The organism is Arthrobacter sp. MMS24-T111, from assembly GCF_054888995.1.
On record NZ_JBTZRO010000001.1, the window covers coordinates 969813 to 984011 of the forward strand.

Consider the following 14199-nt stretch of genomic DNA (forward strand, 5'->3'; position numbering starts at 1 on the left):
TAATGGTCATGACAGTACGCTTCTGCACTGTAAGGAGTCAACATGGTTTTCGCCCCTGACACGGAGGTGGCCCTCCGCACGGTGGTGAACCTCATCAATACGGCCGCGAACGGCAGGGAAGGTTTGGCCTCGGTCGGGGACCTGGACAGCTTCCTGGCGGCCGAGGGCTTTTCCGGGGCCAGGACACGGGACGCCGCGGAATTGCAGAGCGTCCTGCAGCTGCGGGGCTTACTGGCAGGGGTGTGGACAGCGGGCGAGGACGCCGCCGTGGACACGGTCAACCGGCTCTTGCGGGACGCCAACGCCCTCCCGCAGCTGATGAAGCATGACGGCTGGGACTGGCACCTGCATGCCACCGCTCCCGAGGCCCCGCTGGCGGACAGGATGAGCACCGAGGCGGCCATGGCCCTGGCAGATGTGATCCGCAGCAAGGAGATGGACCGCCTGCGGACATGTGAATCGGAAGACTGCAATGCTGCCGTACTGGACTTGAGCCGGAACCGCTCCAAGCGGTACTGCGATACCGGCAACTGCGCCAACCGGGCGCACGTTGCCGCCTACCGTGCCAGGCAGGCAGCGGCGGGTTAGGTGTTCCGCCGCAGCAGTACTATCCCTGGCGCGGGGCGCCGTCCGTGTCGCCCTCGGGGTCCTGGGTGGTGGGAGCACCGAAACCATGGCCGGGCTTGGGCGCGGAGCTGAGGTTCACGCCGGATCCCTTGCCGAGGTGTTCGGCGTTTTCCTTGTAGCTCATGGACAACATGGCGGCCACCACCAGGGTGACGATGAAGGCGATCCCGGCTGCCGTGAAGGCGAGATCGAAGCGGGGGGCGCGGGCGCTGCCGCCGGAGGCGAAGATCAGCACGGCAACGAAAGCGACGACGGCCCAGAACGCCGAGAACATCAGCGGCCCCTTCACCGAGGTCCGCAGCTTGCGCGGTTTTCCTGGATGCTGGTCAGCCACTGTGGTTCCTCCCTGCAGGCGGCACGCGGCCGGCCTGGTTTCACGAATTGCGGTGTAGCACCAAAATTTCTACAACTAGTAGAAGGGCGCTCTTCCTAGTTTACGGCTTGACGGCACCGGCGCGGGCATCATGCCGCAGGGTCAGGCCGGAAAGCACCCACAGCACACCCGAAATAATCGCGCCGCCGCCGGCCACGCCCAGCAGTGCATGGGCACCAAGGTTGATGAAGAACGGCAGCAGCACCGCCGTGCCGATCCCGATTGCCCCAGATGCGATCCAGTCCCGTGCCAGGACGTGCCGCCCCCGATGCCGCAGGCCGCACGCCAGCTCAAGAACCCCGGCCACGCCCAGGCCCAAGGCGGCAGTGACACCAAACAGCAGGTCGCTGTGCAGCAGGATCACTGCCACACCGGCGCCGGCAAGCGCCGACCCCGCCGCGGACAGCAGCTTGCCGGGAGCGGAGTTCCGGGCAAACCCGGCGGCCGGGATGGCCTGCAGGGACACGACGCCGGCGGCCAGCAGGTAGAGCCCTCCCGCCCAGCCCATGACTTCCACGGACGGAGAGGTCCAGAAAACCGTTACGGCGCCGAACACCAGCGCCACCGCGGAACGGAGCAGGATTGGCTTCCAGAGTTCAGGGCGGGGTGTGGTTCCGGGAACTGCGCCCGCGGGAGTCGATGGTTGCGTCACCGGTCCAGTTTAGTGGGGGCAGCTGGAAGGTCGAACCGGGCCCCGGCAGCCGGTGATTCAGGCCGCACCAAGCACCATCCAGCGGTCTGACCGGGCGCGCAGTCCGAGGGTGACGGCGCGCGCCGCCATATAGCCCAGGGCGAAAGCCGCCCAAAGCCACCCCAGCCCGGCAGCGCCCGGGCCACCGGACAGCGCCACCGCCGCCAGCAGCGGCAGGTAGGCAGCAAGGTTCACCAAGCCGGCCAGCGCCAGGTACCGGGCGTCGCCGGCACCGATCAGCACCCCGTCCAGCACGAAGACATACCCGGCGATGGGCTGGCCCGCCGCCAGCACCCAGAGGGCAACGGCGAGCACCCACTGCACGTGGGCATCCGGGGTAAACAAGATCCCCACCCAGGGCGCCACCGCGGCGAGCAGCAGGCCCGTCACCACCCCGAACCCCGCCCCCCAACGGACCATGGTCCGGGTCAACTCCCGGGCCTTGGCCGCATTGGAGGCGCCCAGTTCCTTGCCGATCAGCGCCTGGGCGGCAATGGCCAGGGCATCCAGCGCAAACGCCAGGAAGGAAAAGATGGTCATGGCCAACTGGTGCGCGGCAAGGTTGACCTCACCCTGGGCCGTCACCACCACCACGGTGGCCAGAATGGCTGCGCGCAGGCTGAGGGTGCGCAGCATCAGCCAGGACCCGACGCGCGCCATGCTCCGGATGCCCCGCCAGCTGGGCACCAGGGTGACGCCGTGGCGGACCGCGTACCTGCGAACCATCACCAGGTAGACGGCAGCCATGGCCCATTGCGCCAGGCTGGTGCCCATCGCCGAACCCACCACGGACAACCCCAGCCCGTACACGAGCCACAAATTCAAGGCGATATTCACGCCGAACCCCGCGGTGGCCACCACCAGCGGCGTCCGGGTGTCCTGCAACCCGCGGAGCACACCGGTCCCGGCGAAGACCAGCAGCATTGCCACGAGTCCGGGCATGGACCACCGGAAATAGTCGATGGCAAAGCTGCGCACGCTGCCGTCGGCGCCGAGCAGGCCGATGAGCGGTTCCGCTGCGATGAACCCGGCCACCGCCAGCAGCACGCCTAGCAGCAGCGCCAGCCAGACGCCGTCGCGTCCGGCGGCCAAGGCCTTCGCCACCTGGCCCTGGCCAAGGGCGCGGGCCACGGCGGGGGTGGTTGAGTAGGCAAGGAACACCATGAGTCCGACGACGGTCTGCAGCACCGCTGAGGCCAGGCCCACGCCTGCGAGCTGGGGAACGCCGAGGTGCCCTACGATGGCCGAATCCGCCAGCAGGAACAGCGGCTCGGCAACCAAGGCTCCGAAGGCTGGCACGGCGAGGCGGAGTATCTCCCGGGAATGGCTCCGGGGAGGGGCCGTGGCGGCGGAGGAGGGTTCTGTTGGCACCGTGCCAGCTTAACCGGGCGCAATGGCTCCGGAAGAGAACATGACAAAGCCCACAATCGCCTGGATTTTGTTGACTCTTCAATAATATGTGGGCAAGGGTTGACTCCATGAACCAGTCACGACTGACCACAGTTGCCCTTACCGTCCTGCGTGTCATCCTGGGTTTCCTCTTCGCGGCCCACGGCTGGCAGAAGTTCAATGAATGGACCATCGCCGGCACCCAGGCCTCCTTCGCCAAGATGGGCGTCCCCGCCGCGGACGTCATGGCCCCGGCCGTCGCCGTCCTTGAACTGGCAGGCGGCGCAGCCCTGATCCTGGGCATCCTCACCCGCGTGGTGGCAGCCCTCCTGGTCCTCGACATGCTCGGGGCGCTCTTCCTTGTCCACGCTCCCGCAGGCGTCTTCGCGGCGAACGGAGGCTACGAACTGGTCCTCCTCCTGGCCGCGGCAGCCTTCGCGCTGGCACTGGCCGGACCCGGCCGGCTCTCCCTCGACCGGGCGCTTTTCGGCCGGCGCACCTCACGGCTGGCCGTCCTCGCCTAGTCCACTTCCGTCCCCAAACGCCTCACGGCGGCCGGCCACGCCATGGCGACCGGCCGCCGTCGGGCGTTAAGCGGCGCTCCCCCGGCGGCTGCACGCCGGCCCAGGCCGCTGCGGCGTGAACCGGCGGGTAACCCGGGCCCTCAGTATGATCGCAGCATGACTGAGACCGGCCGCCCCAACTCCGTGACCCTCCGCTTCCTCGCCGCCCCCACCGATGTTGGGCACAGCGGCTCCGTGGATGCAGGAACGGTGCTCGAATGGGTGGACAAGGCCGCATATGCGGCGGCGGTGGGCTGGGCCAAGTCCTATTGCGTGACCGCATACGTGGGAAACATCCACTTCGCCGACCCCGTCAACAGCGGCGACATGGTGGAGGTTGAAGCCACCATCGTCTACACCGGCCGCTCCTCGATGCATATCCGCACCGTGGTCTCATCCGGGGATCCGAAAGGCGGCGCGGCCACCATGCGCAGCCAGTGCATGGTGATCTTCGTGGCCGTGGGGGCGGACGGCAAACCCATCCCGGTGCCCCAGTTTGAGCCCGGCACCCCCGCCGAGGTTGAGCAGCGCGACCACGCGCTGGCAAGGATCAAGGTCCGCGAACAGATCGTGGAAGCCATGAACCGCCAGGAATATACGGACGCCGGCACCGCCGAACGCGTCACGCTCCGGTTCATGGCCGCCCCCACCGATGTGAACTGGGGCGGCAAGGTTCACGGCGGCATCGTGATGAAGTGGATCGACGAGGCCGCCTACCTGTGTGCCTCACGCTACTGCGGCCTCGATACCGTGGCGGTCTTCTCCGGCGGCGTGCGGTTCTACCGGCCCTTGCTGATCGGCCATGTGGTGGAGGTGGAGGCCCGGTTGGTGTACACCGGCAACAAGGGCATGCACATCGCCGTCCACGTCCGCTCCGGGGACCCGAAGGGCCGTGAGCTTAACCTCACCACCTACTGCCTTACCGTGATGGTGGCGCGCGACGACGAGGGAAATTCAGTGCCCGTCCCGCCCTGGGTGCCGGTCAGCGACGAAGACAAGCGGCTTCATGCCCACGCCCGCGAACTCCTGGAGATCCGGGGAACGGCGCCCGGCAACCGGCTGCCCAACCACCTGCTGGCCGGCGCGGCTCCCGCAGCCACCACCGCCAACGGAGCCTAGAAGCCGCCGCCCCCGGAGTCGCCCGCCATGTTGGCGAATCGGGAGTAATGGCCCTGGAAAGCCACCACGATGTCCTTGGTGGGGCCGTTACGGTGCTTGGCCACCAGGATGTCCGCCTCGCCCGCACGGGGGACTCCTTGTCGTAGACGTCTTCGCGGTGCAGCAGGATGACCATATCGGCGTCCTGTTCGATGGAGCCTGACTCGCGCAGGTCAGAGACCATGGGCCGCTTGTCCTGGCGCTGTTCCGAGCCACGGTTCAGTTGGGACAGGGCGATCACGGGCACCTGGAGTTCCTTGGCGAGGAGCTTGAGCGCACGGGAAAACTCGGACACTTCCTGCTGGCGCGATTCCACCTTCTTGCCTGAGCTCATCAGCTGCAGGTAGTCGAGGATGACCAGCTTGAGGTCGTGCTGCTGCTTCAGGCGCCGGCACTTGGCCCTGATCTCCATCAGGGACATGTTGGGGCTGTCGTCAATGAACAGCGGGGCATCATTCATCCTGCCCATGGTGGTGGCGATCTTGGACCACTGCTCGTCCTTGATGGTTCCCTTGCGGAGGTCCTGGAGGCCAATGGTGGCCTCGGCGGACAGCAGGCGCATGGCGATCTCGTTGCGGCCCATTTCCAGGGAGAACATGACGGTGGACAGGTTGTTCTTGATGGCCGCGGACCGTGCGAAGTCCAGGGCGAAGGTTGACTTACCCACGGCGGGGCGGGCCGCGATGACGATCATCTGCCCCGGGTGGAGGCCGTGGGTCAGCTCATCGAGTTCGTAGAAGCCGGTGGGCACACCGGTCATGCCCTCGCCGCGGTGGCCGGACGCCTCGATTTCATCCACCGTGGATTCCATGACGTCCTTGAGGACCACGTAGTCTTCCGCGGTGCGGCGTTCCGCCACGGCGTAGACTTCGGCCTGCGCCTGGTTCACCAGGTCTTCCACTTCGCCGTCCGAGCCGTAGCCCAACTGGACGATCTTGGTGCCGGCATTGACCAGCCGGCGCAGTACGGCCCGTTCGGCGACGATCTCGGCGTAGTACCCGGCGTTGGCCGCAGTGGGTACGGTCTGGATGAGCTCGTGCAGGTAGGCAGGGCCGCCAATCCTGTTGATTTCGGCGCGTTTGGTCAGTTCGTCCGACACCGTGACGGCATCCGCCGGTTCCCCGCGTCCGTAGAGGTCGATGATGGCCTCGTAAATGGTCTCATGGGCCGGGCGGTAGAAATCCTGGCCCCGGAGGATCTCCACGACATCGGCAATGGCGTCCTTGGACAACATCATGCCGCCCAGGACCGACTGTTCCGCGGGGATGTCCTGGGGAGGTTTCCGGCTCGCGTCCGATCCGCGGGTCGCTTCCACCGGGTCCAGATGCGCGATTGTCAAAGCTGCCGTCCTCCATTTGTGCCGGGCCAGGCGCCCGGTGATCCATCCTGTTTGCGGATCCGAAACGGAACCGCCACGCGTCCAGTACTACCCGGAAGCTCTGACAATGAGGCACCCGCGGACCGGATGCAACCTCCGGCCAGGAGTTATCCCCACTATCCACAGCTTTTCCACAGAGCGCCCGGAAAGGGCCACGGGAGAGGCTCTGGATCGCGGCTTGCAGGCCTTGGCCCGGCCGTGAAAAACAGGTACCCCGCTACGGTAGCCGCCACCGGTCCAGCAGCAAAGCCAGTAGGCCGGGCCTCTTGTGGATAACCTGTGCACTACGAGGCATAGCTTGTGCACAGCCTGTGGGGAATCCTGTGGATACAGGAATTTTTTATCGGTCAAAAAGACTCTGACCTGCGGAAACATCTTCACCAGTATGTGGAGTAAATATTTCTTTCCAGGAATTTCATCCACAGGTCCGGGCATGCACCCGCGGGCCGAAACCGGCCGGGGCCGGTCCCGCCATGCCGGCCCCAAGCCGCGTGGCGCTGCTCATATTCCCCTGGCGGAGCTTGACCGTCAGGGGAACGATGCAGTATGCAGCACGGTGAATATTGCTGTGGATAACCGGGTTCTGGATTAAGCTTCTAGGTATGGCCATGGCTGGACGGACAGCCGGCAACGCAACCGCCTTGGCGACCGCCAGGAAGTACACAGAACGGCTCGTAAAAATGGAATCCCTAGTGGTCCCGGTCCTTATCCTGCTCGCCGTCGTGGCGGGGGTTATCGTTGCCTACCGCGCAGTCCGGGGGCGCAGGGCGGCAGGTGGAGGAGCCCTGTCCGGGCCGGCCGGCCCGGCAAAGGAACCGGCACCGGAACTGGCCCGCGCCGCGGCCGGCAAGTTGTCAGAAAGCGAACACCGGCGGTTGTACGCCATGATCGCGCAAGGGCAGCCGTTGGCCGCCATCAGGCTGTACCAGGAGGTCACCGGCGAGGGACTCCGGGCCTCGCGCGACGCCGTCGGCGCCCTGGCGGCCCACCCCCAGCCCTACCGCCAGCAGGAGCCGGTGGAGGCGGTGCAGGAGGACGACGAGCCACAACGCTTCCCGTACCGCTACCGGGCCATCGCCAGCAAGGGTGACGTGACCCGTGAAGTGAGCAGCAATATGCTCAACGACGAAATCTACGGCCGAATCCGCTCCTTGGCCCGCAGCGGGGACACCGAGGCTGCCGTTACCGCCCTGACGCGCCACTCGGACATTTCCCCGGTCCAGGCCCGGGAATTCATCGCGCTGCTGGACGACTAGACCGCTGCTTCAACTCGCCGGGCCACGCCCGCTCGAATGCCAGGACACAGCTGGGGCCGGGACTCCATCGTTTCGGATGCAGTCCCGGCCCGCTCAGCCGTCTGGGCCTCCTACTGGAAGGTGAGGACCAGCTTGGGCGCCACAGTAGGACCGGCCTCTTTGGAATTCAGGTCCAAGCCATCACTGCTGGCGGTATCCAACCCCAGTGAGAGCTGTTGGCCGAGCTCTCCCGCGAGGCCGTTGACGGCCAGTGAAATGTTGTAGTTGGTGTTGGTGACTGTCGGACCGAACGTGCCGACACTGGACCCGAGCGCTGGGCGGGAGTTGAACGTAAGACCAGTCTCGGTCCAATTGTCGTCCACTACCAGCTTGACGTTCTGTGTACCTGTCGACCCGCTCCCGGCGCTTCGCAGCTGCAACGTTGCCCCCTGCAGGTTTTTGCCGGCGTACGGCGACAAATCGAACTTCAGGTACGTCACCTCGGCCGGGCTGTTGTCGACGCCCAGAAGGGTACTGGTACCGTAGTTGGTTCCCGCCGCTCCGCCCGAAGCGTAAGTGTCAGCAGTCGCCGTTAGCGTAACGGTTTGTGGCGTGCCGCCTCCGGTGGCAGCCGTTGTGAAGGTCCACGTCTTATCCGCTGCCAAAGGGTTGCCGGCGGCATCCTTTACCCCGCCGGACCCTCCTCGGATGGTCGCCGTGTAGGTTGTGGCCCCAGCGAGGTCGGTGGACGGATTCAGGGTCGCAACCTTTGCCGCACTGTCAGTTGTCACCGTTGCCGGCACGGTACCCGTTGGGCCCGTCACGGTGAAAGTGCTTGACGTAATCGTCGACGTATTCATCGGCTCCGAGAACGTCCCCGTCACGTCCGCTCCCGCCGCCACACCGGTGGCACCAACTGCCGGTGACGTAGCCGTCACGGTCGGAGCCGTCGTGTCCGGGGTACCACCGCCACTGCCGCCGCTGCCATCGTAAAAGTGCCAGTACCGGCTGGTGGCATTCACATCAGCGAGGACCAGCAAGCCGCTGTTGGCCGTGCCGCGGGCGGAACTGTTCAGGTTCTGCCTGGTGGACGTGACGTTGTGGACGTACTGGTCCGCGTCGACGATTCGGGGAGTCTTGGTAGTGGTGAAGCTAATGGAGTCCAAGGGTGTGGACTTCTCATAGATCGCCCCTCCTGTGCTTGTGCAGACACCTGCGTTGGTGGTTCCGCTCGGCTTCGGATAGGTGGCGAAGGTCCGCAGTTTCTGCGTGCTTTCGTCAATCAGGACGATCACCCGGTTGGGACATTCGGCCACAGTTGCAATCGTGTGTGCGGACCATGTGGAGGTCGAAGTATTCAAGGCCAGCAACTGGATCAAGGGCTGGGACGCCGACGTGTATGAGGTCTTTATCGCAGCAAAGACCTGGTCTGATGAAGCATCCAGCCATTTCAGGTTCATGTGGTCGTCACCACTTCGCTGCCCTTTCACCGCGGCCACAGGCGTGGTCCAGGACGAGCTCGGCTGTCCATCGATGTGGTAGCTCCAGTACATGCCGTCGGTGGCATCCCCGACTTGCCGGCTCCACATCACGCCGACCTTGGTCCCGCTGAATGCGATGACAGCCGAGTTGTCGTCCACGGACACGTTACTCAAGGACGCAGGGTGCGCGAATGGCGTCCCCCACGTTGCACCGTCAGTGCCAGTGACGTTCATATAGATCCGATTTCCCTGTTGCCACGTGGCCCAGACCCGCCCGGTCGAGTCTTTATCAATTGAGAGGGTTTCAATTTTTTGGTTGTTTATCTGGCTGGATCCAAGGCTTGTATATGACTTGGTGTTTGAGTTGTAGCTGTACCGCCGCATGGTGGTGGGAAAATTCGGTTCGGCGGGGAGTCCGTCGTTGACGAACCGGTGGCTCGCCACGTACAAGGTTTTCCCGTCCCACAGCACGTCATGATGGGTGTTCGCCCGGGTCTCCGTAACAACCCCTGTACTTGTCCAGGAATTTGTAGAGGCATTGAACCTGAAAATGCGGAAGCTGGAACTTCCGGCGTCCCAAAGGTTACCCCACCAGATCCCGTCGTTAAACCACAGGGAATTTGACTGCCTTTTGGTACCCGTGGGCGTCCCGGTACCAGAGTGGGAAAGGCCCTCGACGCCGACATCACCAGCAGCCGCCGACGCCGCGACCGGCACAACGAGACCACCAAGCACCACCAGGAGGGCCGCCAGCAATGCTGGAAATCCCAAGCGAAACCTAGTCAGACGGGGCCCCCCAGCGGCAGACGCTCCCCGTATAGAAAAGGGCCAGAAACTCCCGGCACCTCGAAAATGCTCGTCCGTGCTGGATCTTGGATGGTCCATCAGCTTCACTCCCCGGTGTTGAATTAGCAGTCAACCCCCAGATCGCTCAGTTTTGGCGGTGTAAGCAGTAAAAGCAATCCCCGGCTGACCCCCTAAACCCGCGGGGCCCGATCCCCTAACCCCCAAGGGGCGGCTTTCTGCGCCCACGGACCTCACCGGCACAGGCCCCCCGCACTCCGGCCGAACGATCAATCAGCCGTCGTTAGCGGGATCCGGCAATACCGGCCAGCAGCTGCTCGAACGGCAGGGACTCCAGGGGTGCGGGCTTCCGGCCGGGCTGGGGCCCCTCCAGCAAAAGGCTAAATTCGGCGGCGGCGCGCTCGATGCGGTCGGCCAGCGAAGAGCCCCCCTCTTCCGAGGTTCCCCAGTCCTGGGGCCCGGCAAAGACGCCCGTGGCGGCCGTGCGGGTGCGCAGGTAGCTGAACAACGGGCGCAAGGCGTAATCCAGCACCATCTGGTGCCGGTCGGTGCCTCCGGTGGCACCCAGCAGGACAGCCTTGCCGTCGAGGGACTTGGGATCCAGGACGTCGAAGAACGATTTGAAGAGGCCGCTGTAGGAGGCGCTGAAGACCGGCGTCACGGCGATGATCCCATCCGAGGCCTCAACCCCGGCAATGACCTCCGCCAGGCGGGGTGCGGCGTATCCGGTGACGAAGTTGTTGGCGATGTCCACGGCCAGGTCCCGGAGTTCGACGACGTCAACCACCACCTCGTGGCCGCCCGCGGTCAGCCGCCGCTCGGCAGCGGCTGCGAGCTGGTCGGCCAGCAGCCGGCTGGATGACGGGACGCCAAGTCCGGCGGAGAGGACGGTAATACGGCGGGTTTCCATGGCAATCTCCTGGTGCTCGTTCATTCCATCATACATGCATTTGCATCTATATCCCTGAACGGCCGTACCCCCTCATGTATTCCCGTGACCTGGGTCAAAGCAGGACGGTGCCTTGGATGCAGGTAGTGGACTCTCCGCCCACCCACACGTCCTCATCCTCGGCGGTGACATGCACGCGGCCTGCCCGGCCCAGTACGGTGCCCTGCGCGGCGACGTAGCTCCGGGGTGCCCTGCCGCTTCCAATAAGCCACTGGGCGGCCCCTGCGTTGAAGCTGCCCGTCACCGGGTCCTCCACCATCGCGTCGCCCGGGATGAACGTCTGCACCTCAAAGTCGGCATCCCCGCCGGGAGCATGCGGGCCGATGACTCCGACCTTCAGGCTTCCCGTGGCCACCGGATCCGGCACGAGCGCCAGCACCTGGTCGGCAGAGCCCAGCAGGACACCGATCCATTCCGGGCCGTTGACCAGCCAGGACGCGTCCACGATGTCACCGGCCGGGATTCCCAGGGCGTCGGCCAGCTGTTGCCGAAGGGGCCCGTCCACGGCCTCAAAGCGGGTTAAGGGCGGTGCGGCGAAAGCCAGCCGGCCGGCGTCGCGCTTGATCCTGACCAGCCCGGCACCGCACTCCTGGACCACGAAATCGCTGGACTTCGGTACTCCACCCGCCTGCAGCCAGGTATGTGCTGATCCCAGCGTGGGGTGCCCCGCGAACGGGAACTCCTCGCTCCCCGTGAAGATACGGACCTTGTAGTCGGCGCGGGGATCCTCCGCAGGAAAGAGGAAGGTGGTTTCGGAGAGGTTGGTCCAGTTGGCGAAGTGCTGCATGGTTGCCGCGTCAAGGCCCCGGGCATCGAGAACGACGGCGAGCGGGTTGCCCCGGTAGGCATCGCCGGCGAAGACATCCACCTGGTGGAAGGGACGGTTTCTGGGAGTCGGATTCACCGGAGGAGGTTACCACCGCCCCCAGGACGGACTGCCGGTCCTAGGAGGGGAGCAGCGGCAGGGCCATGGCCGCCAACGGAACGGCGATGAGCGCAGCGCAGAAGCCCAGGTTGATCCACCGGTAGGTTGCGAGGATGGCGACGAATTCCCGAAGGAACGCGCTGGGGATAAAGTAGCCCGCCGTCCTGGCCCCGGTGACGTGGGCGCGCAGACCCGCACGCCGGGTATACATGGCCGCGCGGAACACGTGGTAGCTGCTGGTGACCACCGTGACGGGCGCGCCCGGCCGCTCCATCAACGCGCGCGAAAAGTGCAGGTTCTCCATAGTGGTGGCTGCCCGGTCCTCCACGATGATCCTGTTGGCAGGAATACCTTTTTCCTGCAGGTAGCGGGCCATCGCTGTCCCTTCGGCGAGGAGTTCGTCGGGCCCCTGCCCGCCACTGGGAATCAGCGCCCGGATGGACCCGCCACGCTTGCCCCGGTACAGGCGCACCGCCGCGTCAAGCCGGGCGGCCAGCAGGGGCGGAACGGAGCTGCCGGCCAGCCCGGAACCCAGAACCACCACGTATTCGGGGTGGCGGCGCGGCGGCAGGGTCGAGTAAATCAGCGAGTAGACCAGGTAGCTGACGAACACAAAGCCCACGTAGCCGGACAGCAGGGCAGCCGCCGACGTGAGCGCCCTGACCGCGGGTACGGCCGTTTGCAGGGCGGCCAGGACGAGGGGAACGGCCACTACGGCCAGCCCCGCCAGCAGGGACAAGAGGTTTGCCAGGCTGCGGCCTTCGCGGCGCAGCATGATGAGGCCGTTGAGGACCAGGAACATGGCCAGGACGGGCACTGAGACGATGAGCAGGAGGCCCAGGGCCACGGTCAGAAGGACGGGGACTGAGTTGTTGCCGGAGACCAGGAGGAGCCCAAGCCAGCCGGTGACCGCCCCGGAGACAAGGAAGACTCCGTTCCGCAGGCGCCTCCGGTCGGCCGCAAAGCTGATTGCTGCGGCCACCAGGAGGATGCAGCTGACGAAGAGGAACGGCAAAGCTGGGTTACCTTCCGTGGAACCGGTGCGGTGGTGCAGGCCAGGGACGGCGGCCCGCCTCCAAGCTTATGGTGCGCGCACCCGGCGGCGGGCAGCCAAGGCGGTGACCTTGCACGCAAATGGCCCCCGCACCGGAATCCCGGGCGGGGGCCATTCAACTGCGGTGCGGAACTACTTTCCGGCAACGACCTCAAGGTCGATGACAGCGGAAACATCCTCGTGCAGGCGGACGTTGGCCGTGTATGAACCGACAGACTTGATGTGGTTCGGCAGTTCAACGTTGCGCTTGTCGATGGCTCCGAGGCCGGCGGCCTCGACAGCGGCAGCGACATCAGCAGGCTTGACGGTGCCGAAGAGACGACCGGACTCGCCGGCCTTCACCTCGAGCTTGACCTTCTTGGAGGACAGAGCCTGGGCCTGTGCCTGTGCAGCTTCAACAGAAGCGTGCGCACGGGCGGCGCGGGCAGCCTTGATGGACTCAACCTGCTTCTCGCCACCCTTGGTCCAGGTCAGGGCGAAGCCGCGGGGCAGCAGGAAGTTACGTGCGTAACCGTCCTTGACCTCGACAACATCGCCAGCAGCACCGAGACCGGTTACTTCGTGGGTCAGAATGAGCTTTGCCATGTTAGTTAATCCCTTCCTTAGCCGCGGCCAGCGCCGGAGTAAGGCAGCAGAGCAACTTCGCGGGCGTTCTTGATTGCCTGGGCGATCTTGCGCTGTTCCTGCACCGTGACGCCAGTGACGCGACGGGCGCGGATCTTTCCGCGGTCGGAGATGAACTTGCGCAGCAATGCTACGTCCTTGTAGTCGATGACAGTGATGTCAGCGGCCTTCAAGGGGTTGGACTTTGGTTTGGGCTTACGGAGTTCAGCCTTAGCCATCGTGGAGCTCCTATTCTAGGGAGCCCGTGGATATTGATCCACGGGATGGTGGTGGTCCGACGGCGGCAAAACCTTGGGTGCCTTGCGGCTCCCGGGCAGTCCCGGCATCGGGCCGTTGTTTGGGTTTTAGAAGGGAGGTTCGGAATCGGGGCCGTTGCCCCAGCCACCTGCATTGGACACGCCGGGCGTGGCCCAGGGATCGTCCTGTGCAGCCTGCTGGTTGCCGCCGCCCCAGCCTCCACCGGAGTTGCCGCCCTGGTTAACACCAGGGTTGCCGCCTCCGAAGCCACCGCCGCCGTTGCCACCGCCGAAGCCGCCCCCACCCTGTCCGCCGGAGCGCTGGGTGCGGTTGACCTTGGCGTTGGCGTAGCGCAGGCTGGGGCCGATTTCGTCGACCTCAAGCTCGATTACGGTGCGCTTTTCGCCTTCTTTTGTTTCGTAGGAACGGCTCTTCAAGCGGCCGGTGACGATCACGCGCATGCCCTTGGTCAGGGATTCGGCGACGTTCTCGGCAGCTTCACGCCAGACAGCGGCGCGGAGGAACAGGGTCTCCCCGTCCTTCCACTCGTTGGACTGGCGATCAAAGGTGCGGGGGGTGGAAGCGATGGTGAAGTTCGCTACTGCGGAACCGGACGGTGTGAACCGCAATTCCGGGTCATTGGTGAGGTTACCGATGACCGTAATGGTGGTCTCGCCTGCCATCTACTGCCTCCTTGTTCGATCCTGGGTG

At 65.3% G+C, this 14199-nt stretch carries 14 protein-coding genes and 1 pseudogene; 4 read left to right on the plus strand and 11 right to left on the minus strand.

Features of this window, described 5'->3' with window-relative positions; all coding sequences use genetic code 11:
* The first annotated feature begins 42 nt into the window (after positions 1 to 42).
* Positions 43 to 588: a CGNR zinc finger domain-containing protein gene (locus ACX5I6_RS04410; RefSeq protein WP_461839610.1), complete on the plus strand. Its 546-nt coding sequence runs from the start codon at positions 43 to 45 to the stop codon at positions 586 to 588.
* A 19-nt stretch (positions 589 to 607) separates the two neighbouring features.
* On the opposite strand, the gene ACX5I6_RS04415 is transcribed toward ACX5I6_RS04410, so the two are convergent.
* The 3 genes from ACX5I6_RS04415 to ACX5I6_RS04425 form a co-directional block, all read right to left on the minus strand.
* Positions 608 to 961 carry a hypothetical protein gene (locus ACX5I6_RS04415; RefSeq protein ID WP_461839611.1) on the minus strand — a complete coding sequence of 118 codons (354 nt, stop codon included), beginning with the start codon at positions 959 to 961 and terminating at the stop codon, positions 608 to 610.
* Between the two features lie 100 nt (positions 962 to 1061).
* Positions 1062 to 1652, minus strand: a complete 591-nt coding sequence (locus tag ACX5I6_RS04420; RefSeq protein WP_461839612.1) for a hypothetical protein — start codon at positions 1650 to 1652, stop codon at positions 1062 to 1064.
* 57 nt (positions 1653 to 1709) lie between these two features.
* On the minus strand, positions 1710 to 3062 hold the full coding sequence (locus ACX5I6_RS04425) for an MATE family efflux transporter (RefSeq protein ID WP_461839613.1): 1353 nt from the start codon (positions 3060 to 3062) through the stop codon (positions 1710 to 1712).
* Between the two features lie 107 nt (positions 3063 to 3169).
* Between ACX5I6_RS04425 and ACX5I6_RS04430 the strand changes: the two genes are divergently transcribed.
* The gene (locus tag ACX5I6_RS04430) at positions 3170 to 3604 is read left to right on the plus strand and encodes a DoxX family protein (protein ID WP_461839614.1); all 435 of its coding nucleotides are present in this window, start codon (positions 3170 to 3172) and stop codon (positions 3602 to 3604) included.
* A gap of 156 nt (positions 3605 to 3760) precedes the next feature.
* The gene (locus tag ACX5I6_RS04435) at positions 3761 to 4762 is read left to right on the plus strand and encodes an acyl-CoA thioesterase (RefSeq protein ID WP_461839615.1); all 1002 of its coding nucleotides are present in this window, start codon (positions 3761 to 3763) and stop codon (positions 4760 to 4762) included.
* Here ACX5I6_RS04435 and dnaB read toward each other — a convergent pair.
* Positions 4759 to 6140 (minus strand): annotated as a pseudogene (dnaB, locus tag ACX5I6_RS04440) (replicative DNA helicase). The gene ACX5I6_RS04435 and the pseudogene dnaB sit on opposite strands and share 4 nt — an antisense overlap.
* 719 nt (positions 6141 to 6859) lie before the next feature.
* On the opposite strand from dnaB, the gene ACX5I6_RS04445 reads away from it, so the two are divergent.
* On the plus strand, positions 6860 to 7435 hold the full coding sequence (locus tag ACX5I6_RS04445; RefSeq protein WP_461839616.1) for a hypothetical protein: 576 nt from the start codon (positions 6860 to 6862) through the stop codon (positions 7433 to 7435).
* A 110-nt stretch (positions 7436 to 7545) separates the two neighbouring features.
* Here the strand turns inward: ACX5I6_RS04445 and ACX5I6_RS04450 are convergent, their stop codons facing one another.
* The 7 genes from ACX5I6_RS04450 to ACX5I6_RS04480 form a co-directional block, all read right to left on the minus strand.
* A complete protein-coding gene (locus ACX5I6_RS04450; protein WP_461839617.1) occupies positions 7546 to 9666 on the minus strand; it encodes an Ig-like domain-containing protein in 2121 nt (706 codons plus the stop codon).
* 316 nt (positions 9667 to 9982) lie between these two features.
* A complete protein-coding gene (locus ACX5I6_RS04455; protein WP_461841672.1) occupies positions 9983 to 10609 on the minus strand; it encodes an FMN reductase in 627 nt (208 codons plus the stop codon).
* Positions 10610 to 10703: 94 nt separating this feature from the next.
* A complete protein-coding gene (locus ACX5I6_RS04460) occupies positions 10704 to 11552 on the minus strand; it encodes a PhzF family phenazine biosynthesis protein (RefSeq protein ID WP_461839618.1) in 849 nt (282 codons plus the stop codon).
* A 40-nt stretch (positions 11553 to 11592) separates the two neighbouring features.
* On the minus strand, positions 11593 to 12588 hold the full coding sequence (locus ACX5I6_RS04465; protein ID WP_461839619.1) for a YdcF family protein: 996 nt from the start codon (positions 12586 to 12588) through the stop codon (positions 11593 to 11595).
* Positions 12589 to 12759: 171 nt separating this feature from the next.
* On the minus strand, positions 12760 to 13212 hold the full coding sequence (gene rplI, locus ACX5I6_RS04470; RefSeq protein ID WP_018762867.1) for a 50S ribosomal protein L9: 453 nt from the start codon (positions 13210 to 13212) through the stop codon (positions 12760 to 12762).
* A 17-nt stretch (positions 13213 to 13229) separates the two neighbouring features.
* On the minus strand, positions 13230 to 13469 hold the full coding sequence (gene rpsR / locus ACX5I6_RS04475) for a 30S ribosomal protein S18 (protein ID WP_003800144.1): 240 nt from the start codon (positions 13467 to 13469) through the stop codon (positions 13230 to 13232).
* Between the two features lie 126 nt (positions 13470 to 13595).
* Positions 13596 to 14171 (minus strand): single-stranded DNA-binding protein, encoded by a 576-nt coding sequence (locus ACX5I6_RS04480; protein ID WP_461839620.1) that lies wholly within the window; start codon positions 14169 to 14171, stop codon positions 13596 to 13598.
* Positions 14172 to 14199: the final 28 nt, after the last annotated feature.